Consider the following 22,684-nt stretch of genomic DNA (forward strand, 5'->3'; position numbering starts at 1 on the left):
AAAAAAAGAGGCTATAGGTTTTTATTAACCTCTAGCCTCTTCTCAATTCTTTGACCGTATTTCTACGATTAAAAGCTTGAGCCCGGTTGCTGTAAGAATTCAATTTCTTCGGGAGTCGAAGCTCGCCCTAACACTTCATTACGGTGCGGATAGCGACCAAACCGCTCAATGATAACCTTGTGCTTAAACTCAAAATCCAGATTATGTGCTAATCCCGTTTGAGAAAAGAGTTCCACAGCTTGTTCATGAACCAACAAAGATTCACTGTGCATGTAAGGCATATACAGGAAACTTTTCTGTTGCTCGTTAAGCTGGTGATCAAAACCACCCGCCACCGCCTCTTGCGCTAAAACCAACGCCATAGGATCAGCCAAAAATGCTACTGGACTGTTTCGACCCATATTTCGAGAAAACTGATCAAGCACGATAATTTCAGCCAAGCGCCCTTCTGCATTTTGTCGCCATTCAAATAGCTCACCTTGGATAGCGGCTTTATGCAGTTTTGCAAAACGAGACTCAATCAAAGTATCGATCTCTTCACCGCCAGTAAACCAGTCTTTTGGCGTCAGTTCATCGAACCAAAACTCTAGAACATCCTGATACGTTACCGTCATATAATTCCCTTTAATAAAAAACCGAGTCATTTAATATCATGACTCGGTCTATATTCAATTACTTAAAACCTTTTACTTTCTTTATCAGATCATAAGCGTTCTGAATTTCTTGCGATTTCTCTTTCGCAACATTCATCATTTCAGGCGGTAAGCCCTTTGCCATCAATTTGTCTGGATGATGCTCATTCATCAGCTTGCGGTAAGCTTTCTTCACCTCTTTACCGTCGGCACTTTCACTCACACCGAGAACTTTAAACGCATCGGCCAATTGGTTTTGTTGCGAAGCCTGTTGCCAACCCGATGATTGCCCATGGCCTTGATGGCCACCAAAGCTTCCACCTTGCTGTTGAAAACGAAATGCTGCTTCTTGCATCTGCAAGCGGCGCTCTAGCTGTTCTGCAGAAAATCCAAGGCCTTGCGCTATCTTATGCAGAACTTGACGTTCACTCGGGTGCAAGCTTCCATCGGCAAATGCGGCAGATACTTGTAGCTCCAAAAAGAACTGCAGAAGATCAAAACGGCCACCCGATGAGATCTTCACACGCTCAAGCACATCGCTTAACGGAAAGTCACTCTCTTTGCCGTCACGGAAAGCATCTTGAGCCGCTTTACGCTGTTCGCCATGCAGGTTCATACGCTCCATCATTGTAGAAGCGAGCTGAATCTCTTCTGGTGTAACCTGCCCCTTAGCTTTAGCAACGTGTCCCATAACCGCAAAAGCAGATTTGAAAAACTCGTTTTGTCTTTCAGCTTGGCTTGGACCTCGGCCAAAACCAGAGCTATTGAAGCCCGATTGGCTTAAACGTCGAGCCTTATCAAATTGATGCCCTAAAAACAGACCAAAAACTAAACCGAGCGGCCCTCCAAATAAAAAGCCAAAAAACGCGCCCAAAATTTTGCCAAATATTTGCATTATGTGTTCTCTATCTATGAATTTTATCTGAGTAACGCTGTCTGATGATGCTGAATGCTAATATTTCCTTTATCATAAGGAAAATGCTTTATTAATTGGATTGATACTAGATCAACCCTTCATCTAGTGACACAGGATAGTTCAACTTCATGCAATCTTTTTCCCGCACCTTGTTAGCCGCGTCTATAAGTACGGCATTATACGTGTCGACAACTCAAGCTGAAACAATCACCGATAGTAGTGTGCAGGAAATGCCCTCTATAGATCAATGCTTGATCGAGCCCGCTGCAGAAAACGAGACACAGCTACCCGCTCATGTTGAGTCAGATCGCTTAGAAGCTATCAATGGTGACAAGGCAATATATTCGGGTGACGTAAGAGTTACGCAAGGGAACAAGATCATCCTTGCTGATAATGTGACCCTACACCAACAAGAAAATATCGTTGTAGCTGAAGGCAACGTAAACTTTAGTGATGGCCAAATAAAATCCATTTCCGATAAAGCGACAAATAATCTAAATACTGATCAAATCGAATTAGAGAACACTCAATATCAGTTTCTTTGTGAACCAGGCCGAGGAGATGCCCAATATATATCTCGCACTGGCAAAGCGGTTTATACCATGGAAGACGGATCTATCACATCCTGTCCACTTGGTGATAAATCATGGAGGTTAAAAGCCTCTAGTATTGAACTAGATCAAGATGAAGAAGAAGCCACATTCTACAATCCGCGTTTTGAAATTCTAGATGTTCCTGTTTTCTATCTGCCGTATCTCACCGTTCCAGTGGGTGATAAACGTAAAACTGGCTTTTTGTACCCAACGATTTCATACGGCTCTAGTGATGGTTTCGAAACCGAAGTACCATTTTATTGGAATATAGCACCAAACTACGATCTACTTATCACAACTAAATATATGGCAGAACGTGGAACGCAACTGAATAACGAGTTCCGTCATTTAAGTGATTTTGGTGAAAGTAACTTAAAGTTTGAGTTCCTAGAAAGTGATGATAAATACCCGGAACAAGGCAGTCGTTGGGGTGGGCAGTTCAACTTTGAAGGGATCTATCAACAAGCATGGAAGTTTGACATCGACTATTCAAAGGTTAGTGATGTTAATTATTTTTCAGATGTGGATTCAAATATCGGTAATAGAGAAGACGGTCAGCTTTTACAATCAGGACAAGTTACTTACCGATCTCTAAACTGGGATGCATCCATCGCAGTTCGTGACTTCCAAGTACTTACCGATGGAGATAACCAAGCCTATCGTTTAATGCCGCAGCTAACATTTAACTATTACGCTCCTATTATATGGGACTCTGTAGAGGTGGATATGATTAGTCATATCTCTCAATTTGATACAGATGCAAAAGGAAAACCAACAGCAACACGATTGCACATAGAACCAGGGTTAAAAGTACCATTAAGTACAACTTGGGGTACATGGACAACCGAGGCTCGCCTACTTGGAACATACTATAACCAAGACCTGAGTGGTGTGGATACATCTGTAGCAGAGTATGCTGATTTAGAAGAAAGTGTTAGCAGAGTTATACCCGAATTTAGAAGTCATGCAGGTATTGTACTTGAGCGCGACACTACATTAATGAACGGGTACACACAAACTCTTGAACCACAAGTTCAATACCTTTACGTTCCCGAAGAAGAACAAAATAACATTGCTCGCTACGATACTACTCTTTTACAGACAGATTATTACGGCTTATTTAGAAGTAGGAAATACAGTGGGGTTGATTTTATAGCGGCTGCAAATCAGCTAAGCTATGGTGCGTCTTCTCGCTTCTTTGATGACGAGTACAAGGAACGTCTTAATATTTCTTTCGGTCAAATTTTTTATATCGATAAAGAAACAAAGCAATCAACTGGCAACAACGATTCAACAGAAAAATCTAATTATTCATCCTGGGCAGTTGAGGTCGACTTTAATTACGATGACTACCTTTTTTACCATGGTGGCGTTCAATACGATATCGATTCAGCAGAAATGCAACTAGCTAATAGTACAATTGAATATCGAATAGACAGTAACGGTTTTGTTCAAGCAAACTACCGCTACGTCACTAAAGAGTACATTGAAGATAATGTCGGCGAGACAATTACTAATATTGATGAGATTACACGGGAAGGTATCTCACAAGCAGGTTTAGTCACAGGTTACCAATTCACTCCGAAATGGTACGCCAGCGCCCAGTACTACCATGATATGAACGAAAACATTGCTATCGAGTGGTTAGCTAACCTGCGCTATAAAGATGATTGTTGGTACGTGGGAGTTACCTATAGCAACGAACTCCGAAGCTGGACTGGTAGCGGCTATTCAGACATTAATGCTGACCCTGTCTACGAAAACAACTTTAGTGTCAATTTTGGTATTGTGGGCTTCGGTACATCGGCGGGATCGGGATCAAACGTTTCAGGCTTTGATAGCTCTGGAAACTCTTTAGAATACGGCCGCCCATTCTTCTTAAACAACTAATTTTCTTTACTGATAAAACATCAGTAAATTTAAAGGATTACACATGACATTGTGGAAACGCACATTAATTGCCATCGCAGCAGCTTGCACTGTATCAGTAAGCTACGCAGCGCCGGTCGAGCTAGACAGCGTAAAAGTTATCGTTAACGAAGGCGTGATCTTACAAAGTGACATCGATGCTTCAATGAAGACGCTGCGCGCAAATGCTAAGAAAAGCGGCCAAACACTACCATCGCAAGACGTGCTCAATGAGCAAGTGCTTGAAAAGCTGATCATCGATACCATTCAAACACAAGAAGCAGAGCGTATTGGGGTTCGTATCGATGATGCTCGACTTGATCAAGCAATCGAAGGCATCGCGAAAGACAACAACCAGACTGTAGAACAACTTACCGCATCGGTTGCGGAAGAAGGCCTTAGTTACAATGCATTTCGCGAACAAGTAAGAAAAGAGATTGCGGCAAGTGAAGCGCGTAACGCCTTAGTGCGTCGTCGTATCAACATTCTTCCAGCTGAAGTCGATAACCTTGCGGATATCTTGGCGCAAGAGACTAACGCGACCGTTCAATACAAAATCGGACACATCCAACTTCGCTTTAATGATGACCAAACCAAAGAAGAGCTAGAAGCTCAAGCTAAAGAAGTGGTTGAGGAACTTAACTCAGGCAAAGATTTCAGCACCATGGCTTATACTTATTCAAAAGGCCCTAAAGCGCTACAAGGTGGTGACTGGGGTTGGATGCGTAAAGAAGAGATGCCTACCATTTTTGCAGACCAAATCAAAATGCAGAATAAAGGCAGCATCATCGGTCCTTTCCGAAGCGGCGTTGGTTTCCATATTCTGAAAATTGAAGATGTAAAAGGCTTGGAAACGGTAGCGGTGACGGAAGTTAATGCTCGTCATATCCTAATTAAACCGACCGTAATCTTAAGTGACGACGGTGCCAAGGAGCAACTTGAAGAAATCACGCGTCGTGTAAACGCGGGTGAAGCGAGCTTTGGTGAACTTGCGCAGCAATACAGCCAAGATCCAGGCTCTGCAGTGCAAGATGGTGAACTAGGCTACCAAACACCGGATTTGTATGTACCTGAATTTAAGCACCAAGTAGAAACGCTACCTGAAGGTAAGATCAGCGCACCATTTAAAACCGTGCATGGCTGGCACATTGTTGAAGTACTAGACCGTCGAGAAGTAGACCGTACCGATTCAGCTTTGAAAAACAAAGCTTACCAAATTCTATTTAACCGTAAGTTCAACGAAGAAGCTGGCGCTTGGCTGCAAGAAGTAAGAGCAAGTGCCTTTGTTGAAATGGTTGAGGATGACCAAGATGACAACTAAACGCCTTGTCATTACGGCAGGTGAACCAGCGGGAATTGGGCCAGATTTGACTCTCGCCTTATCCCAAGAAAGCTGGCCACATCAGCTCGTCGTTTGTGCCGATAAAACCCTACTAGCAGAGCGAGCTGAAATGTTAGGGATCGAGGTTGAGCTGTTGGATTACGACTCAACTGCACCCAAGCAACCTCAACGCTCCGGAACACTAGTTGTGAAACACGTTCCACTGGCTGAAACTGCCGTAGCTGGCCAACTCAATGAAGCGAACGGCCATTACGTATTAAATACTTTAGAAACCGCAGCAATTGGCTGTATGAATGATGAATTTGATGCTATTGTCACCGGCCCTGTTCACAAGGGTGTAATTAACCGAGCTGGCGTTGCTTTTAGCGGCCATACCGAGTTCTTTGCAGAGAAGTCCAATACACCACTGGTGGTGATGATGTTGGCAACAGAAGGGCTGCGTGTTGCGCTAGTAACAACGCACATCCCACTAGCTTATGTATCTCAAGCAGTGACCGAAGACAGATTAGAGCAAATTATTGCAATTCTGAATAAAGATTTGGTTGAAAAATTTGCTATTGAGAAACCAACTATCTACGTGTGTGGCTTGAATCCACATGCTGGTGAAGATGGTTGCTTGGGACGTGAAGAGATAGAAACCATCACCCCGACGTTAGAAAAAATTCGCCAAAAAGATGGCATCAATTTAGTTGGCCCATTGCCAGCAGATACCATCTTTAATGAAAAATATTTGCAAGATGCAGATGCTGTTTTAGGTATGTATCACGACCAAGTACTCCCGGTATTGAAATACAAAGGGTTTGGTCGCTCAGTGAACATCACGCTTGGCTTACCGTTTATTCGCACATCAGTCGACCACGGTACCGCCTTAGACTTGGCAGGGAAAGGCCAAGCCGATACAGGGAGCTTTAGAACAGCGCTCACGCACGCCATTGAATTAGTAGAGAAAAAGCAATGAGAAATGATGTCCACTTAGGGCACAAAGCGCGTAAACGTTTTGGTCAAAACTTCCTTAACGATCCATACATTATTGATGGCATCGTATCGAGCATTAACCCACTACCAGGTCAAAACTTGGTAGAGATCGGTCCTGGTCTAGGCGCAATTACTGAGCCAGTGGGTAAGCTTGTCGATAAATTTACCGTTATCGAATTGGATAGAGACCTAGCTGAACGTCTTCGCAACCATCCCGATCTGGCTGATAAGCTAACGATCTATGAAGGCGATGCAATGAAGTTCGATTTCGAACAACTTGTTAAGCCAAACAACAAGCTACGTATTTTCGGTAACTTGCCATACAACATCTCGACACCATTGATGTTCCACCTTTTTGAGTTCCATAAAGACGTGCAAGACATGCACTTCATGCTTCAAAAAGAAGTGGTTAACCGATTAGCGGCCGGCCCAGGTACTAAAGCTTATGGTCGTCTTACGGTAATGGCTCAATACTACTGTAAAGTGACGCCTGTGCTAGAAGTGCCACCAACGGCCTTCGTTCCGCCACCGAAAGTAGATTCTGCAGTAGTACGCCTACAGCCATACGAAGTGCTACCTTACCCGGCAAAAGATCTGAAATGGCTAGATCGTGTATGTCGTGAAGGCTTTAACCAGCGTCGTAAAACGGTTCGTAACTGCTACAAGAGCCTAATCGACAAGGAAGTACTTGAAGAGTTGGGTGTTAACCCAGGCATGCGTCCTGAGAATTTAACGCTCGAGCAGTTTGTCGACATGGCAAACTGGTTGTACGACACTCACAGCGCTGACAAATAATTCTAAAAGGCTCCTACACTTCGGTGAGGAGCCTGTTTTTTATGTAATACTTTAAAGTATACCAACAACAAAAGGTGCGAATATGGATATATCTACGCCTTGTATCAAATGTCAGGTTCACTCTAAATACATAGAGGAACAATCTGAACCAACGAAGAACCGCTACGTCTTCGCCTACATCATTACCATCAAAAACCTCAGCAAAACAACGGTTCAACTCATGTCTCGCCGCTGGCTGATTACCGACTCCAACGGCAAACAACTCACCATAGAAGGTGATGGCGTGGTTGGGCAACAACCCGTGATTGAGGCCAACGACGAATACACTTACACCAGTGGTACCGTCATCGAAACTCCTGTGGGTGTTATGCAAGGTCATTATGTGATGACAGATAACAAAGGCATCGACTTCATAACTGAAGTGGATCCATTTAGACTCGCGATCCCTAATATTCTTAATTAGCCGTACATCTGTATCTACAGGAAATTATTGTGTCGAATTATATTGTCGGAGACATCCAAGGGTGCTTCGACGAACTTCAATTACTGCTTGAAATCGTCAACTTTGACAAACAACAAGATACCTTATGGGTCGCTGGTGATTTAGTCGCTCGAGGTCCTAAATCATTGGAGACACTACGCTTTATTCGTAGCCTAGGTGACGCAGCTAAGGTTGTATTAGGCAACCATGACTTGCATCTACTTGCGGTTTCCTTAGGCCTCTTTTCAGCTAAAGCAAAAGATAAGACTCAACCTATTCTTGATGCGGAAGACCGTGAACAGTTGCTCGAATGGTTAAGACAACAGCCTTTAATTCAGGAGCATCCAGAGTTCGTGCTGTCTCATGCTGGTATCTCACCTCAATGGGATCTAGAGCGAGCACGGATTGAAAATCTGGAAATAGCTGATTTATTAAAATCCGATCAGTGGCAATGGCTTATCGAGAATATGTACAGCAACACGCCTGACTTATGGCGTGAAAATTTAGAAGGGATTGAGCGCTATCGCTATGTGATCAACAGCCTTACTAGAATGCGATTCTGTTTTACTGATGGTCGACTCGATATGGCCTGTAAACTTCCACCAAACGAAATTACAACTGAGCCGTTAGTGCCTTGGTTTGACCTACCACAACGTATAAAGCTGGATAAAACAGTTATTTTTGGACACTGGGCTGCGCTAGAAGGTTACTCAGGAAAAGATGTGATTGGACTTGATACTGGGTGTGTGTGGGGGGGAGACTTGACGATACTTCGCTGGGAAGACAAACAGTTTTTCACTCAAAAAGCGCTATAGAAACACGAGATAAAGAGCGGATGCGGGATGCGCGTGAACGAGTACCGAAAAGCGATAAAGCCAAAAGCAGAAAGAGAATTCCTTCTTTGCCTTTCGCATCAGATACGAGAAGCTTGCGCTAGCTGGGCACAGTAACGCAAGCATTTTCATAGCCTAACTCTTAATAACCACCGTTAACGCTCGAGAACCACAAACTCCATATTGTGCTTGTTTTTCTCATCCGCTTGATAAGTATCATTAAAGCTCTGCTTCCAACCTTCTCCCCAGTCTGGGAATTGAGTATCACCATCCACATCAAAATCGATATAAGTCAGGTATAACTTGTTCGCTTTTGGTAAGCAGCTTTCATAGATTGAACCGCCACCGATGATCATCACTTCATCAACATCACTTACCAGCTCTAGTGCTTTTTCAATCGAAGTTACCGTCGTTACGCCTTCGATTTCTAAACTCTCGTCGCGGCTAATTACAACGTTCAGCCTCCCCGGTAAAGGACGTCCAATTGAATCGTAAGTCTTACGTCCCATCACGACAGGTTTGCCCATCGTTGAGCGTTTAAACCATGCGAAATCTGCAGGTAAATGCCAAGGCATCTGATTGTCTTTACCAATTACACGGTTGTTTGCCATTGCCGCTATCATGCTGATGATCATAAATCGAAAGTCCTGTCCTTACTTAAAAATGAAGTTGAAGCTAGACGATAGGTCTACGACGGTAGAATAACAGCCCAGGCACTGCTAAGCCAACCGCAAGCCCTGCGATAATGAACATCGATTTCAAAAAGTTCTCCATCAACAATGCCAATAGTTCTGGGTTGTATCCGGCTCGGTTAATCTCAACCATAGCAATCATCGCCTTAAAGGCAAACACGCCAGGGACCATCGGAATCAAGGCTGCAACCGTAAATACTTTCGGGTGCGCTAACAATTTATGCGACCAATGCACCCCTATCATACCTACCAATGTAGCAGCAAAGAACGTCGCCCATTCAATGGGAATGCCGAAATGCATCATTAAGTAACGGCTACCGTGGCCAATGGATCCTCCGAGAGCACAATAAATTAATGCTCGTTGCGGGACGTTAAACACCAATGCAAAACCAACCGCAGGAATCGCAGCAAAAAACATGTCGTTGAGTAACCCAATAAAAAGTTCAAAAATAGTCATTAGTTCACCCACCCCCATACGTCAGATAGGCTCATAGCTGCGACAATACCTAAGCTTGTAGCCAACGTTAATAAACTGGCCATGGTGAAGCGTGCGAGACCCATATTAATGTGGCCTTTAAGCATATCTGCTACGGAGTTAATCAAAGGAAAACCGGGCACTAGCATCAATACTGACGAAGCCATCACGATAGTGGGTTGACCACCAATATTGTAGAGCACTGCCTGAGCTGAAATGGTGGTGGTGACAAAAGCGGTAATAGCGAAATTTAATAACGGATTGAAATGGCGATGACCGATCTCTTGTCTCACGATCATACCGCAAGCCGAAGCTATAAACGTCATCATAAAGACATGCCAATCTCCGCCAGCAAGACGGCTAAAAGAAGCACACGATAGCCCTATCATTACGACAACTAACCAACGGTTGTAGCGTTCAGGACTGATCCCTTGGATCTTCTTATAAGCTAAATCATAATCAAGAATCCCTTTCTCCATCATGATACACACACGTTGAATCTCGGTTATCACCTGCATATTAATGCCACGATCAGCGCAACTTCGAGTCGTCGTTATGCAATGATCATCCATTACTGTTGTCACAACCAATGCATTGGCTGACAGTGCAACTTCAACCTCATTCACCCCACAAGCAATACCGATACGGCGCATTATGTCACCGACCAATGTGCTCTCGGCGCCATGAGCTAATAACATTTGTCCTGATTGAGCGACTAACCTTGAGATCGCTCTTTGTTTTGATGCCATGATTTCCTTCCCATAGGCGTTAATTATCTAAAGATAAATTTTGCATAAAAAACAGCAAGACGTCATGATTTAGATACAAAAAAACCGCAATTTTCATTGCGGTTTAATAAAACTATCAGCGTATCTTAGAAAAAGCGACCAAAGTGCTTATAAGAAACTACGAGGATTATTAATCACGAACATAGATAACATGACCATCATCTTCTTCGTCATCCCAATCATCCCAGTCGTCGTCATCTTCAGTAACGACATTCTTACCGGCCATCGCATCTTTATGGTAGTCATCCCACATAAAGTTAACTTTTTCTTCTTCTTCAATTGCTTCAACTTCACGAGGTAGGTTCTCCATGAACTCACCCAGTTTAAAGCAAAGATCTTTGGTACCGATCTTGTTTACAGCAGAGATCTTGAAGTACTCGCCTTCCCAACCCAAAGCTTCGACGATTTCTTGAATCTTTTCGTCAGCTTCTTCTTCAGGCATTAGGTCAACTTTATTGAACACTAACCAACGAGGTTTCTGTGCAACTTTCTCACTGTATTGCTCAAGTTCATCGATGATCGTCAGTGCATTCTGAATAGGATCAGAACCATCGATCGGCAAAATATCGATCATATGCAGAAGAACGCGACAACGCTCAAGGTGCTTCAAGAAACGAATACCAAGACCAGCGCCATCAGCTGCGCCTTCGATCAAGCCAGGGATATCGGCAACGACGAAACTCTTCTCAGGGACAACACTTACCACACCTAAGCTAGGAATTAGCGTCGTAAACGGGTAATCAGCCACTTTTGGTTTTGCAGCAGATACTGAGCGAATAAACGTAGATTTACCAGCGTTTGGCAAGCCAAGCATACCAACATCCGCGAGCAGAAGAAGCTCTAAACGTAGTTCGCGAACTTCACCTTTAGTACCCATTGTCTTTTGACGAGGAGCACGGTTAACAGACGACTTAAAACGCGTGTTACCAAGACCGTGCCAACCACCTTTACCAACCATGACTTTCTTGCCATGCTCAGCAACTTCAGCAACGATTTCATTAGTGTGGATATCAACAGCGCGAGTACCTACTGGTACTTTCATTGTCATATCTTTACCACGTTTACCAGTACAGTTACCACCGCGGCCATTTTCGCCACGCTCAGCATTGTAAAAACGTTGGAAACGGTAATCGATCAGTGTGTTTAAGTTTTCATCCGCTTGAATGTAAACATCACCACCATCACCGCCATCACCGCCGTCAGGACCACCTTTAGCGACGAATTTTTCGCGCCAAAAGCTTACTGTACCATTACCGCCATCACCGGCTTCTATTTTTACTGATGCTTCATCAACGAATTTCATTTTTTAACTCCGCACTTACGTTGCGTTACCACTCATCAAGGAGTGATATAAATTCTAGCAGATCCGTGTTTAGATCGATCACCTAAGATCTAGATCGATCTGCAACCAAGGAACAAATAAGGAGAGGTTCTTTGCTTTCTGTATCCTAAAAAACAAACGGCTTCTTAATAAAACCAAACTGTTTCTCAAAAATAAAACGGCTTCTCAAAACCAAACAAGAGCGTCTACTTTTTTATTCTCGCTATAAATAAAAAACCCTGCCGAATCGGCAGGGCTTTTGAATTCAGCTTGAAAGCTAGTATAAATAATCTAATAAAAGATTAAATTACTCAGCTTCGATGCTTACAAACTTACGGTTTTTAGGACCTTTTACTGCAAATTTCACTTTACCTTCAGTAAGAGCGAAAAGAGTATGGTCTTTACCGATGCCAACGTTTGTGCCAGCGTGGAACTTAGTACCACGTTGACGAACGATGATGTTACCTGCAAGAACAGATTCACCACCAAAACGCTTAACACCAAGACGTTTGCTTTCTGAATCGCGGCCGTTATTAGTAGAACCGCCAGCTTTTTTATGTGCCATTGTTAAACTCTCCTAATACTTAAGCGTTAATGCCAGTGATTTTCACTTCTGTGAACCACTGACGGTGACCAGCTTGCTTACGCGAGTGCTTACGACGACGGAACTTAACGATTTTTACTTTATCGCCACGACCGTGTTGTACTACTTCTGCAGTAACTTTGCCACCTTCAACAAGAGGTGCACCAACAGCGATTTCTTCGCCGTTAGCAACAAGAAGAACTTTATCAAATTCTACAGTTGCACCAGTTTCAACGTCTAATTTCTCTAAACGAAGTGTTTGACCTTCGCTTACTCGGTGTTGTTTGCCACCAGATTGGAAAACAGCGTACATATTTTACTCCGCTTTTTCCGCACAGCCTATGGTTGTTAATTCTACAACTCGGGTGTGCGCTAAACTAATCAATAGGGCGCAGATTCTACGGGAATCATGCCGCTATGACAAGCCATATTTTTAAAATATTGGCGAAAACATGTTCGCCAAAGAAAAGTGCGGCAATGATGCCTTTAAGTGATGTATTAATCAACGTTTTTTAGTGTATTATTCAACAATTAAATACAACGTATAAGCCTTACAGGGTCTAACTTCAGCCGGATGAACAATGGATTTTAAAGCTATCCAAACGCTTACTGCCAATGATATGGCAAAAGTGAATGAAACAATTCAAGCCCAACTTAATTCTGACGTAAGTTTAATCAACCAGCTTGGTTTTTATATCGTTAGCGGTGGTGGCAAACGCCTACGTCCTTTGCTTGCTCTTTTATCTGCTCGTGCACTTGGTTATCAAGGTGAAGCTCATATCACCTCAGCAGCTTTTATCGAGTTTATTCACACAGCTACCCTTCTCCATGATGATGTCGTCGACGAATCGGACATGAGACGCGGTAAAGCGACAGCCAACGCAGCTTTTGGTAATGCCGCTAGCGTTTTGGTGGGTGACTTTATCTACACTCGCTCGTTCCAGATGATGACAACGCTAGGATCCTTAAAGATCCTTGAGTTAATGAGTGAAGCAGTTAACGTGATTGCCGAGGGTGAAGTTCAACAATTAATGAACTGTAATAACCCAGACACCACAGAAGAAAGTTACATGCAGGTCATCTACTCGAAGACAGCTCGCTTGTTTGAAGCTGCAACGCAAATCGGTGCAATTCTTAGCGAATCATCACCTGAAATCGAAACGGCTATGCAAAACTACGGTAAATACCTAGGCACTGCATTCCAATTGATTGATGATGTGATGGATTACACTGCTGATGGTAAAGAGATGGGTAAGAACGTTGGTGACGATCTTGCCGAAGGCAAACCAACACTGCCTCTACTTTACGCAATGCACAATGGTTCTCCTGAACAAACCAGCATGATTCGAGAAGCGATTGAAAAAGCCAATGGTATGGAGCGTCTCGACGACATTATGGCTGTTATGAAAGAGACAGGCTCGTTAGAGTACACAACAAATAAAGCCTACGAAGAAGCAGATAAAGCGATTGCTGAACTTTCTGTACTTCCAGATTCAGAATATAAGCAGGCTTTAACCACGCTCGCACACTTAGCAGTTAAACGCAGCAAGTAAGCAGGTTAATAGACAACTCGCTTCTAGCTTCTATATAAATAACAAAAAAGAGCCGGTTGGCTCTTTTTTTGATCCTGTTAGATATAACTCCGGGTTTCAATATCGACTCGATTCTAATGATAAAGGTAATTGCGCTTCGATCTCTTCAAGTTCTTCCAATGGAACCGCATATTGCTTATGACTATTGTACGACTCAAATAAAGCGAACTGCTCTTGCTCATCGATAACCAATATCTTGCCCAAGCGACCTAGATAGTTAACATTCATTCCTTTTTGTACTCTAGTCATCGTTCAATACCCTAATTCTTCGTGGTTATAAAAGTATTACGAGCGGGTTGAATGCAAGGATCAAAAAAGCCGATCATAATGATCGGCTCTTATTAACTATCTTTTAGCTGAGTTAAATGGTGTCCCGCTTACTTAGCGAATTCAACACCGATCTCAATATCGCCATTTAGCGTTTCTAGCATGCTGTCTAATGCGTTGCGTTCGAAGTCGCTCAGTTCACCGTAGCTAAGGATCGCTTCTGCGCCCTCTTTGCCAAGTTTAACTGGTTGTGCGAAGAATGGTGCGTGCTCGCCTTCACCTTCAACATATGCACATTCAATTACGTTCTCTTCGCCTTGAAGCGCTTTCACTAGAGCAAGACCGAAACGACATGCCGCTTGACCCATAGATAGTGTTGCACTGCCGCCGCCAGCTTTAGCTTCTACTACTTCAGTACCCGCATTTTGGATACGAGTTGTTAGCGCTGCGATTTCTTCATCAGTAAACTCTACGCCTTCAACTTGAGAAAGTAGAGGAAGGATCGTTACACCTGAGTGACCGCCGATAACAGGAACACGGATGTCGCTTGGATCTTTATCTTTCAGCTCAGCAACAAACGTTTCAGAACGAATAACATCAAGAGTAGTAATACCGAATAAACGACGCTTGTCGTAAACGCCCGCTTTCTTAAGTACTTCAGCAGCGATTGGTACTGTTGTGTTTACTGGGTTAGTGATGATACCAACACAAGCAGTAGGACAAGTAACTGCGATTTTCTCTGCAAGAGACTTAACAATGCCAGCGTTCACATTGAAAAGATCCGCACGATCCATACCAGGCTTACGAGCAACACCCGCAGAAATAAGCACAACATCCGCACCTTCTAGTGCTGGTGTTGGATCTTCACCCGCGTAACCTTTGATCGAAACAGGTGTTGGGATATGGCTAAGATCGGCAGCGACACCCGGTGTTACCGGAGCGATGTCGTAAAGTGCAAGATCTGAACCAGCAGGTAGGCGGTTCTTTAGTAGTAGGGCTAGGGCTTGACCGATGCCACCAGCGGCACCAATAACAGCTACTTTCATTGTTATTCTCCTTGAGAGATTTCTCTTATAAATTCTTGGTAGGGTAGTTCTTGAGCTAAATTATGGTTAAAAAAATATATTAATCACAAAGTGATTACAATCAATTAACGCCAGCTTTGCGACTTCGCGCAAGTCAATAAAACCGTGCTACACAGCAAGTTCGCATTATGGCGATAATCGACTGAAATAACAAAATAAGTCGCCACTAATAACACATTATTCTATTAAATTTTTACAGTGATATGACTAACAAATTGCCGTGATACTTTAGCTAAAATTGAATATGTATGCGAGAATATGCAAACATCTTTGTTAATGAATAAGAATGACATATGCGCAATACAGAAAAACAAGACAACTTAGTTCGTGCTTTTAAATCATTACTAAAAGAAGAACGTTTTGGTTCGCAAGGCGAGATTGTCGATGCCCTCAAACATGAAGGTTTTGAAAGTATCAACCAATCTAAAGTTTCGCGTATGTTAACTAAGTTTGGTGCAGTTCGAACTCGTAATGCAAAAATGGAGATGGTTTACTGTCTTCCTGCTGAACTTGGTGTTCCGACAGTTTCTAGCTCTCTGAGAGAATTAGTATTAGATATCGACCACAACAATGCATTGGTGGTGATACACACCGGCCCAGGTGCGGCGCAGCTTATTGCTCGTTTATTGGACTCATTAGGTAAGTCGGAAGGTATATTAGGTGTCGTTGCAGGCGATGATACTATCTTCATCACGCCAACCTTGTCAGTTACCACGAAGCAATTGTTTGATTCTGTGTGCGAACTGTTTGAATACGCAGGATAATTGGTCACAGTTTCATAACCATCAACCTGATTAATGGATCACGAACACCAATTCGCTTCGTGATCCAAATCACATCCTAGAATATCTATCTCCCCCTCTTCAAACACCACTAAACCATTGATTTTAAAAAACTCAGTAGCAAATCAAACACAAGATCTAACCGTCATTTGTTAGATTTTTTAGCTATATCTTTTAACATTTGAGTAATTTTCTGCCAATTTTTGATATTATTCAGCCACTTTTTCATCACATGGATTGAAAAAGGTGCCGTTTCCAAATAGGAAACTCCAGAAACGACTACACTTGTTTCAGGGTTAATAATGAATAAAGGAAGGGAAATTCATGGCATTTACCAAACTTATTAAAGTTGGGGCTATTGCAGCTGCTGTAATGGGCGCTGGCGCAGTTAACGCTCAAGAGTTCATCACAATTGGTACAGGTTCAGTAACGGGTGTTTACTACCCAACTGGTGGTGCTATTTGTAAGCTTGTGAACAAAGGCCGCAAAGACCACAACATTCGTTGTTCTGTAGAATCTACTGGTGGTTCGATCTACAACGTTAACACCATCCGTGCTGGTGAACTAGATTTCGGTGTTGTTCAATCGGACTGGCAATACCACGGCTACAACGGTACAAGTAAATTCAAAGATCAGGGCGAATACAAAAAACTTCGCGCTATGTTCTCTCTACATACAGAACCGTTCAACATCATCGCTCGTACCGATGCTGGTATCAACAATGTGTCTGACCTAGCAGGTAAGCGTGTAAACATTGGGAACCCAGGCTCTGGTGACCGTGCAACGATGGGTGTTGTAATGGACGCTATGGGTTGGACTAACGATAGCTTCAAGCTTGCTTCTGAACTTAAAGGTTCTGAGCGTTCACAAGCTCTTTGTGACAACAAGATTGATGCATTCATCTACATGGTTGGTCACCCGAACGGATCAATCAAAGAAGCAACGACTTCTTGTGATGCAAAACTGGTTTCTGCAACTGGTCCACAAATCGACAAGATCGTAGCTGAAAACCCATACTACGCATACAGCACAGTTCCAGCTGGCATGTACCGTGGTACAGATGCTGACGTAAACAGCTTCGGTGTTGCTGCAACTATGGTAACAACGTCTGACGTTTCTGATGAAGTCGCATACAACGTTGCTAAAGCGGTATTTGAAAACTTCGCTACATTCAAACGCCTGCACCCAGCATTTGCGAACCTGAAGAAAGAAGACATGGTTAAAGCGGGTATCTCAATCCCTCTTCACCCTGGCGCAGTAAAATACTACAAAGAAGTAGGCCTTCTAAAGTAATTCTACTTTAAGCCTGCTCTACCAATAAGGAGGCATGTCCTCCTTATTGGCTTTTCACGTTTTATAAAAATAACCCAAGTGAAAAGAGACAAACCTTTAAGTTTCTCCAATTTGGCGAACTTACCTTCGTATCAAGCCTAAGACAAAGACGAACAAAAAACGCATTTCCCTATCCATTCGCTACACTAGATAGGAAATAAATAACGTCTCGTTGTTCGTAAGAAAGGCAGACCATCAATAATAAGGATAAAGTACATGACGCAGATAACATCACCGTCTCCAGATGTGCAAGAAATGGTGGCACAATCAGACACTGGTGCGCGTAGCCCTCGCGGTATCCAAGGCCGTATTTTATGGTTTGTGCCTCTATGTTGGTCACTGTTCCAACTTTGGTATGCATCTCCGCTGCCGTTCATTTTTAACTTCGCAATTTTAAACGACACTGAAGCTCGAGCAATTCATCTTACGTTTGCCATCTTCCTAGCCTTTACCGCTTATCCAGCCATGAAAAATTCACCTCGGGATAGAATTCCTGCGGTCGACTGGATATTAGCGCTGGTTGGTAGCTTTTCAGCTTCGTATATCTATATTTTCTATACTCAACTCGCTGAACGTTCAGGCGCACCGACAACATTCGATATTGTTGCTGCTGTATTTGGTATGGTTCTACTGCTTGAAGCAACACGACGCGCTTTAGGTCCACCTCTTATGGTTGTGGCTGCAGTCTTCCTACTTTACACCTTTGGCGGTCCACACATGCCAGACGTTATCGCCCATAAAGGTGCAAGCCTGAACAAGGCAATGTCGCATCTGTGGCTAACAACTGAAGGTGTATTCGGTGTTGCTCTTGGCGTATCAACGTCATTCGTATTCTTGTTTGTACTGTTTGGTGCAATGCTAGAGCGTGCAGGCGCTGGTGCTTACTTCATCAAAGTCGCATTCTCCTTGCTTGGCCACATGAAGGGCGGTCCAGCGAAAGCAGCCGTTGTTGCATCTGGCCTATCAGGTCTAGTGTCGGGTTCATCTATCGCTAACGTGGTAACCACGGGTACTTTTACCATCCCCCTGATGAAAAGAGTCGGATTCTCAGGTGAAAAAGCCGGAGCTGTAGAAGTTGCCGCTTCAACCAATGGTCAGCTAACGCCACCAATCATGGGTGCTGCTGCATTCTTGATGGTTGAATATGTGGGTATCTCGTATGTAGAAGTGATTAAAGCGGCACTATTGCCTGCTCTTATCTCTTACATCGCCCTGATTTACATTGTTCACTTAGAAGCATGTAAAGCAGGTATGACAGGCCTACCTCGTCGCCACACGCCAACTATCGTACAGAGCCTACTGTCTTTCACTGGCACCATTTTAGGTCTTTGTGTCATCAGTGCTGCGGTTTACTACGGTGTCGGTTGGACGAAAGATGTCTTTGGCGATGCAGCAACCCCAATTGTTACCGTTGCTCTATTGATCGCTTATGTAGCCTTGGTTCGAGTTTCAGCAAAATATGCGGCTGAAGGCGGCATGGACATCGATGCAGAGCTAACAGAAGTACCCGATCCAGGCCCTACCATTAAGTCTGGTTTACACTTTCTATTGCCTATCGTAGTTCTTGTTTGGTGTCTGACTGTAGAGCGTTTCTCTCCAGGTCTTTCAGCCTTCTGGGCAACGGTATTCATGATCTTCATTTTGATCACACAGCGTCCTTTGATGACTCTGATGAACAAATCGGACGATCTTGCAGAGCAGACTAAAGCCGGTTTCGTTGACTTATTAGAGAGCTTGGTTTCAGGCGCGCGCAACATGATCGGTATCGGTGTAGCAACAGCTGCTGCAGGTACAGTTGTCGGTGTGGTAACTCTGACAGGTATCGGCTTGGTAATGACGGACTTCGTTGAGTTCATCTCAGGCGGTAGCATCATTCTTATGCTGCTATTCACTGCGGTAATCAGCTTAATCTTAGGTATGGGCTTACCAACAACGGCAAACTACATCGTTGTATCAACGCTGATGGCTCCGGTCATTGTTACCTTAGGCGCGGCGCATGGCCTGATCATCCCTCTGATTGCAGTTCACTTATTCGTGTTCTACTTCGGTATCTTAGCCGATGATACACCTCCGGTTGGCTTGGCAGCCTTTGCGGCCGCCGCGATTGCAAAATCAGACCCGATCCGTACTGGTATTCAAGGCTTTACCTATGATATTCGGACCGCGATCTTGCCATTCATGTTCATCTTCAATACCCAACTACTGTTGATGGGCATTGATTCTTGGTGGCATCTATTCCTCACTATCTTCTCTTCTGTGACCGCGGTACTTATCTTTGCAGCTGCAACGCAAGGTTGGTGGTTTACCAAGAACAAATGGTGGGAAACGATCCTATTATTGGTTCTAACTTTCTCTTTCTTCCGCCCTGGCTTCTGGTGGGACATGATTTATCCAGAGAAAGTTCTTTCACCTGGAGTTGAGATCGCTCAAATCACAGAAGGTCTATCTGTGGGACAATCTCTTGAGTTAAGAGTGGGTGGCGAAAACTTAGAAGGTGACTATTCTGAGAAGACGGTTCGCCTTCCATTTGAAGATTCTGCGACAACAAGTGAAGACCGCATTGCTTCAATGGGCTTAATGCTGACGAAATCTGAAGGCAAGATGATTGTCGATATGGTTGAATTCGGTAGCCCAGCAGAAGCGGCTGGCATTGACTTTGATTGGGAAATTAAATCAGTTATCCAAGACGCAGAAAGACCAATGAAAGAGTGGGTATTCTTACCATCCCTACTCATTTTGATTGGCTTAGCGATGAACCAAAGAAGGCGTGCTCGTAAGGATGAGATTAGCGCGTAATGGATAGAGCCAAGTAGCGCTCAACTCTATTTGGCTTTATTACATGGAAAGGATAATCACAGCGCTTGGTCAATACTAAGTGCTGATAAAAAAGAGAAAAACACATGTATAAACAAATCCTTGTTCCTGTTGATCTTAACGACAAAGGCTTTTCTGACAAAGCTGTTGAATTAGCGGTATGGCACGCAAAGCACAGTAATGCTGAAATCCATATTCTGAACGTACTACCTGGCATTCACATGTCGATGGTGGCGTCTTACTTCCCGAAAGATGCAGCGAATCAAATGAAGCTCGATGTAAAAAATCAGCTGAAAGAGTTTGCAGACAAGTACATCGACGATGAAGTGGTTTATAAGGTTCACGTTGCCGAAGGTAAAACCTACACAACGATTCTAGATTACGCAGAAAAGCTTGGGGCAGACCTGATTGTGATGCCTAGTCATAAGCGCTCGAAAATCGACAAAGTGGTACTGGGGTCAGTGGCGAGTAAAGTCCTACAGAATTCACCAATCAATGTATTGGTCATCAAACCTCAAGGCTAAGGCTTCTGGCAGATAAGCTAAGTCGAACTAAAGACAAAACATCTAAAAAGGTTGGCTCAAAGCCAACCTTTTTTATGTCTGAAGCTGAGCGTATAACCACTCTTACTGTGAATTAACTGACGAGATTCTGCGGCTTACCTGAAGCAAAGGCATCAATGTTATCTATCAAGATATCAGACAGCTTTTGAATTGAGCTATCACTGCCCCACGCTACATGTGGCGTTAATAGTAAATTTGGCAAATGACTATTAGCCAGTAATGGATTCGAGTTGTCAGCCGGTTCTTGTGTGAACACATCCATACCCGCGCCCGCAATCTCTTGATTTTTCAAAGCTTCAACTAAGGCTTGTTCATCCACGAGTCCACCGCGGCCAGCATTAACTAACACCGCATTTGGTTTCATCATTGCTAGCTCTCGCTCTGAAATCAGGTCTCGAGTCGCTTCGGTCAATGGACAATGTAAGCTGATTGCATCTGCTTGTTGTAACACCGTATCAAAAGGTAGATACCCTTCTCGACAAGAGTCAGCCCCTTTACGCTCAGCAAAGATGACATTCATACCAATTGCTTTAGCCAATATTGCTGTTGCTTGTCCTAAGCCACCACTACCGATTAAGCCTAATGTACTGCCTGCAACATCTTGAATCGGATGAGTAAAGAAGCAGAATTGTTGATCCTTTTGCCACTCGCCGGCTTCGATGTCTTGATGGTAACCAACGAGATTACGCTTTAACGCAAACAGCATCGCGATAACATGTTCAGGTACCGATTGAGTCGCGTAACCTTGCACGTTTGTCACTGCGATATTGTTACTCTTACAGTAGCCAACATCGACATTATTCACACCCGTTGCTGAAACGGCTATTAGCTTAAGTTGTTGTGCTTGAGCTAAATTCGATTCGTTGAGCACCACCTTATTGGTAATAACCACATCAGCGCCTTCAATTCGTTCAGACACTTGCTCCGGCGAAGTAAAATCATACTCAATCCACTGATGTTCAAAGCTGAGAGGTTTTAAATGAATTTGAGATGGGATGGTGGCTCGGTCGAGAAAGACCACTTTCAACTTCGGCATTGTACGTCCTTGTATTGGTATTGATTTAACCATTCTAAGCTTTTAGCTTGCTGTAGTCTGGAAGCTCTGGCGCAATTTCAAAGTGCTGTTCAATTTGCGGTGATGCTTGAGGGTAAAACTCACACGGAACAAAGGCTTTGAAAAGCTGATTATTAGCCGGATGATAAAAGCTCAGTTCACACGCGTGCAGAGCTAACCTGTCACTATAGTTAAACGCATCTGGCGTTGCATAAAACTCGTCGCCAACGATTGGATTTCCTAGTTCCATGCAGTGAACACGTAACTGATGAGAGCGGCCAGTGATCGGCAGCAACTTCAACAATGCCGTTTGAGCCTCTTGTCGCTCCACCACATAGTGAGTCTGTGATGGCTTGCCATCCTCGAAGCACACCTTTTGTCTTGGTCGATTTGGCCAATCACAAATGAGCGGTAGATCAATCAAACCTTCAGCTTCTTCTACTGAACCCCATACTCGGGCGTAATAGAGTTTGTGTGTCAGTCGATATTGAAATTGCTTCTTCAAATGACGCTCAGCTTGTTTGTGTTTAGCGAGCAGCATCAACCCCGATGTCGACATGTCCAGTCGATGCACCACCTGAATCTCCGCAAATTCCACAACCAACCGACTCCACATACTGTCGTAGTGCTCAGGCAATCTCCCCGGAACTGAAAGTAGGCCAGCAGGTTTGTTCACCACTAGAATATCGTCATCTTGATAAACAATATCAATCCACGGTTCACGTGGTGGTGTGTACTGTTCTAACGCCATTAAAGCCTCTTAATTACTAGTGAAAAAATAATTCACGGTTGATTCGTTTATTAATAAATACAATTTTCAACATTTTTGTACATAAAAGTTGACGACCTTACAAAACATGG

23 protein-coding genes are annotated in these 22,684 nt (G+C 43.6%); 11 read left to right on the forward strand and 12 right to left on the reverse strand.

What is annotated here, in order from left to right:
• Positions 1–68: 68 nt before the first annotated feature.
• A complete protein-coding gene (locus H5300_RS08485; RefSeq protein WP_004735891.1) occupies positions 69–614 on the reverse strand; it encodes a DUF924 family protein in 546 nt (181 codons plus the stop codon).
• A gap of 58 nt (positions 615–672) precedes the next feature.
• Complete coding sequence (gene djlA, locus H5300_RS08490) at positions 673–1,527, reverse strand: co-chaperone DjlA (RefSeq protein WP_017077642.1); 855 nt, start codon at positions 1,525–1,527, stop codon at positions 673–675.
• A gap of 149 nt (positions 1,528–1,676) precedes the next feature.
• Here djlA and lptD point away from each other — a divergent pair, with 149 nt between their 5' ends.
• The 6 genes from lptD (at position 1,677) to apaH (ending at position 8,457) form a co-directional block, all read left to right on the forward strand.
• Positions 1,677–4,031 carry an LPS assembly protein LptD gene (gene lptD / locus H5300_RS08495; RefSeq protein ID WP_102441789.1) on the forward strand — a complete coding sequence of 785 codons (2,355 nt, stop codon included), beginning with the start codon at positions 1,677–1,679 and terminating at the stop codon, positions 4,029–4,031.
• A 43-nt stretch (positions 4,032–4,074) separates the two neighbouring features.
• Positions 4,075–5,370, forward strand: a complete 1,296-nt coding sequence (gene surA, locus H5300_RS08500; protein WP_017087006.1) for a peptidylprolyl isomerase SurA — start codon at positions 4,075–4,077, stop codon at positions 5,368–5,370.
• Positions 5,360–6,349 carry a 4-hydroxythreonine-4-phosphate dehydrogenase PdxA gene (gene pdxA / locus H5300_RS08505; RefSeq protein WP_029222219.1) on the forward strand — a complete coding sequence of 330 codons (990 nt, stop codon included), beginning with the start codon at positions 5,360–5,362 and terminating at the stop codon, positions 6,347–6,349. The genes surA and pdxA overlap by 11 nt, the downstream gene beginning before the upstream one ends.
• The gene (gene rsmA / locus H5300_RS08510) at positions 6,346–7,161 is read left to right on the forward strand and encodes a 16S rRNA (adenine(1518)-N(6)/adenine(1519)-N(6))-dimethyltransferase RsmA (RefSeq protein ID WP_004735898.1); all 816 of its coding nucleotides are present in this window, start codon (positions 6,346–6,348) and stop codon (positions 7,159–7,161) included. Before pdxA ends, rsmA begins: the two co-directional genes overlap by 4 nt.
• Before the next feature lie 82 nt (positions 7,162–7,243).
• Positions 7,244–7,624 carry a Co2+/Mg2+ efflux protein ApaG gene (apaG, locus tag H5300_RS08515; protein WP_004735899.1) on the forward strand — a complete coding sequence of 127 codons (381 nt, stop codon included), beginning with the start codon at positions 7,244–7,246 and terminating at the stop codon, positions 7,622–7,624.
• A gap of 29 nt (positions 7,625–7,653) precedes the next feature.
• A complete protein-coding gene (gene apaH, locus H5300_RS08520; RefSeq protein ID WP_182795779.1) occupies positions 7,654–8,457 on the forward strand; it encodes a bis(5'-nucleosyl)-tetraphosphatase (symmetrical) ApaH in 804 nt (267 codons plus the stop codon).
• Between the two features lie 173 nt (positions 8,458–8,630).
• On the opposite strand, the gene folA is transcribed toward apaH, so the two are convergent.
• From folA to rplU, 6 genes are all read right to left on the reverse strand, one after another.
• A complete protein-coding gene (gene folA / locus H5300_RS08525; RefSeq protein ID WP_004735901.1) occupies positions 8,631–9,110 on the reverse strand; it encodes a type 3 dihydrofolate reductase in 480 nt (159 codons plus the stop codon).
• A 40-nt stretch (positions 9,111–9,150) separates the two neighbouring features.
• The gene (locus H5300_RS08530; RefSeq protein WP_004735902.1) at positions 9,151–9,624 is read right to left on the reverse strand and encodes a threonine/serine exporter family protein; all 474 of its coding nucleotides are present in this window, start codon (positions 9,622–9,624) and stop codon (positions 9,151–9,153) included.
• Positions 9,624–10,391, reverse strand: a complete 768-nt coding sequence (locus tag H5300_RS08535; protein ID WP_004735903.1) for a threonine/serine exporter ThrE family protein — start codon at positions 10,389–10,391, stop codon at positions 9,624–9,626. Before H5300_RS08535 ends, H5300_RS08530 begins: the two co-directional genes overlap by 1 nt.
• Positions 10,392–10,560: 169 nt before the next feature.
• The gene (gene cgtA, locus H5300_RS08540; protein ID WP_009847831.1) at positions 10,561–11,733 is read right to left on the reverse strand and encodes an Obg family GTPase CgtA; all 1,173 of its coding nucleotides are present in this window, start codon (positions 11,731–11,733) and stop codon (positions 10,561–10,563) included.
• A gap of 325 nt (positions 11,734–12,058) precedes the next feature.
• Complete coding sequence (rpmA, locus tag H5300_RS08545) at positions 12,059–12,316, reverse strand: 50S ribosomal protein L27 (RefSeq protein ID WP_004735905.1); 258 nt, start codon at positions 12,314–12,316, stop codon at positions 12,059–12,061.
• A gap of 19 nt (positions 12,317–12,335) precedes the next feature.
• Positions 12,336–12,647, reverse strand: a complete 312-nt coding sequence (rplU, locus tag H5300_RS08550; protein WP_004740823.1) for a 50S ribosomal protein L21 — start codon at positions 12,645–12,647, stop codon at positions 12,336–12,338.
• Between the two features lie 268 nt (positions 12,648–12,915).
• Here rplU and ispB point away from each other — a divergent pair, with 268 nt between their 5' ends.
• Positions 12,916–13,887: an octaprenyl diphosphate synthase gene (gene ispB, locus H5300_RS08555; protein ID WP_004735906.1), complete on the forward strand. Its 972-nt coding sequence runs from the start codon at positions 12,916–12,918 to the stop codon at positions 13,885–13,887.
• 96 nt (positions 13,888–13,983) lie between these two features.
• Here ispB and H5300_RS08560 read toward each other — a convergent pair whose 3' ends face one another.
• Together H5300_RS08560 and mdh are read right to left on the reverse strand one after the other, a co-directional pair.
• Positions 13,984–14,175 carry a hypothetical protein gene (locus H5300_RS08560; RefSeq protein WP_009847833.1) on the reverse strand — a complete coding sequence of 64 codons (192 nt, stop codon included), beginning with the start codon at positions 14,173–14,175 and terminating at the stop codon, positions 13,984–13,986.
• Positions 14,176–14,303: 128 nt separating this feature from the next.
• Positions 14,304–15,239 (reverse strand): malate dehydrogenase, encoded by a 936-nt coding sequence (gene mdh / locus H5300_RS08565; RefSeq protein WP_004735908.1) that lies wholly within the window; start codon positions 15,237–15,239, stop codon positions 14,304–14,306.
• Positions 15,240–15,571: 332 nt separating this feature from the next.
• Here mdh and argR point away from each other — a divergent pair, with 332 nt between their 5' ends.
• The 4 genes from argR to H5300_RS08585 all read left to right on the forward strand — a co-directional run bounded on the left by argR (position 15,572) and on the right by H5300_RS08585 (position 20,730).
• Positions 15,572–16,042 carry a transcriptional regulator ArgR gene (gene argR / locus H5300_RS08570; protein WP_004735909.1) on the forward strand — a complete coding sequence of 157 codons (471 nt, stop codon included), beginning with the start codon at positions 15,572–15,574 and terminating at the stop codon, positions 16,040–16,042.
• A gap of 342 nt (positions 16,043–16,384) precedes the next feature.
• Complete coding sequence (locus H5300_RS08575; RefSeq protein ID WP_017078819.1) at positions 16,385–17,353, forward strand: TAXI family TRAP transporter solute-binding subunit; 969 nt, start codon at positions 16,385–16,387, stop codon at positions 17,351–17,353.
• A gap of 255 nt (positions 17,354–17,608) precedes the next feature.
• The gene (locus tag H5300_RS08580) at positions 17,609–20,188 is read left to right on the forward strand and encodes a TRAP transporter permease (RefSeq protein ID WP_182795780.1); all 2,580 of its coding nucleotides are present in this window, start codon (positions 17,609–17,611) and stop codon (positions 20,186–20,188) included.
• A 104-nt stretch (positions 20,189–20,292) separates the two neighbouring features.
• On the forward strand, positions 20,293–20,730 hold the full coding sequence (locus H5300_RS08585) for a universal stress protein (protein ID WP_182795781.1): 438 nt from the start codon (positions 20,293–20,295) through the stop codon (positions 20,728–20,730).
• Between the two features lie 112 nt (positions 20,731–20,842).
• On the opposite strand, the gene H5300_RS08590 is transcribed toward H5300_RS08585, so the two are convergent.
• Positions 20,843–21,805, reverse strand: a complete 963-nt coding sequence (locus H5300_RS08590; RefSeq protein WP_182795782.1) for a D-2-hydroxyacid dehydrogenase — start codon at positions 21,803–21,805, stop codon at positions 20,843–20,845.
• Positions 21,806–21,839: 34 nt separating this feature from the next.
• Positions 21,840–22,574: a bifunctional tRNA pseudouridine(32) synthase/23S rRNA pseudouridine(746) synthase RluA gene (rluA, locus tag H5300_RS08595; RefSeq protein ID WP_017078822.1), complete on the reverse strand. Its 735-nt coding sequence runs from the start codon at positions 22,572–22,574 to the stop codon at positions 21,840–21,842.
• Positions 22,575–22,684 lie beyond the last annotated feature (110 nt).

It is taken from the genome of Vibrio sp. SG41-7, from assembly GCF_014164465.1.
Lineage (GTDB): Bacteria > Pseudomonadota > Gammaproteobacteria > Enterobacterales > Vibrionaceae > Vibrio > Vibrio splendidus.

Coding starts and splice junctions, on each gene's coding strand:
- argR (WP_004735909.1), top strand. CDS start 15,572: ATGCGCAATACAGAAAAACAAGACAACTTAGTTCGTGCTTTTAAATCA.
- ispB (WP_004735906.1), top strand. CDS start 12,916: ATGGATTTTAAAGCTATCCAAACGCTTACTGCCAATGATATGGCAAAA.
- H5300_RS08535 (WP_004735903.1), bottom strand. CDS start 10,391: ATGGCATCAAAACAAAGAGCGATCTCAAGGTTAGTCGCTCAATCAGGA.
- surA (WP_017087006.1), top strand. CDS start 4,075: ATGACATTGTGGAAACGCACATTAATTGCCATCGCAGCAGCTTGCACT.
- rpmA (WP_004735905.1), bottom strand. CDS start 12,316: ATGGCACATAAAAAAGCTGGCGGTTCTACTAATAACGGCCGCGATTCA.
- apaG (WP_004735899.1), top strand. CDS start 7,244: ATGGATATATCTACGCCTTGTATCAAATGTCAGGTTCACTCTAAATAC.
- folA (WP_004735901.1), bottom strand. CDS start 9,110: ATGATCATCAGCATGATAGCGGCAATGGCAAACAACCGTGTAATTGGT.
- djlA (WP_017077642.1), bottom strand. CDS start 1,527: ATGCAAATATTTGGCAAAATTTTGGGCGCGTTTTTTGGCTTTTTATTT.
- H5300_RS08585 (WP_182795781.1), top strand. CDS start 20,293: ATGTATAAACAAATCCTTGTTCCTGTTGATCTTAACGACAAAGGCTTT.
- H5300_RS08530 (WP_004735902.1), bottom strand. CDS start 9,624: ATGACTATTTTTGAACTTTTTATTGGGTTACTCAACGACATGTTTTTT.
- H5300_RS08580 (WP_182795780.1), top strand. CDS start 17,609: ATGACGCAGATAACATCACCGTCTCCAGATGTGCAAGAAATGGTGGCA.
- rluA (WP_017078822.1), bottom strand. CDS start 22,574: ATGGCGTTAGAACAGTACACACCACCACGTGAACCGTGGATTGATATT.
- cgtA (WP_009847831.1), bottom strand. CDS start 11,733: ATGAAATTCGTTGATGAAGCATCAGTAAAAATAGAAGCCGGTGATGGC.
- pdxA (WP_029222219.1), top strand. CDS start 5,360: ATGACAACTAAACGCCTTGTCATTACGGCAGGTGAACCAGCGGGAATT.
- rsmA (WP_004735898.1), top strand. CDS start 6,346: ATGAGAAATGATGTCCACTTAGGGCACAAAGCGCGTAAACGTTTTGGT.
- H5300_RS08575 (WP_017078819.1), top strand. CDS start 16,385: ATGGCATTTACCAAACTTATTAAAGTTGGGGCTATTGCAGCTGCTGTA.
- lptD (WP_102441789.1), top strand. CDS start 1,677: ATGCAATCTTTTTCCCGCACCTTGTTAGCCGCGTCTATAAGTACGGCA.
- H5300_RS08590 (WP_182795782.1), bottom strand. CDS start 21,805: ATGCCGAAGTTGAAAGTGGTCTTTCTCGACCGAGCCACCATCCCATCT.
- mdh (WP_004735908.1), bottom strand. CDS start 15,239: ATGAAAGTAGCTGTTATTGGTGCCGCTGGTGGCATCGGTCAAGCCCTA.
- H5300_RS08560 (WP_009847833.1), bottom strand. CDS start 14,175: ATGACTAGAGTACAAAAAGGAATGAATGTTAACTATCTAGGTCGCTTG.
- rplU (WP_004740823.1), bottom strand. CDS start 12,647: ATGTACGCTGTTTTCCAATCTGGTGGCAAACAACACCGAGTAAGCGAA.
- H5300_RS08485 (WP_004735891.1), bottom strand. CDS start 614: ATGACGGTAACGTATCAGGATGTTCTAGAGTTTTGGTTCGATGAACTG.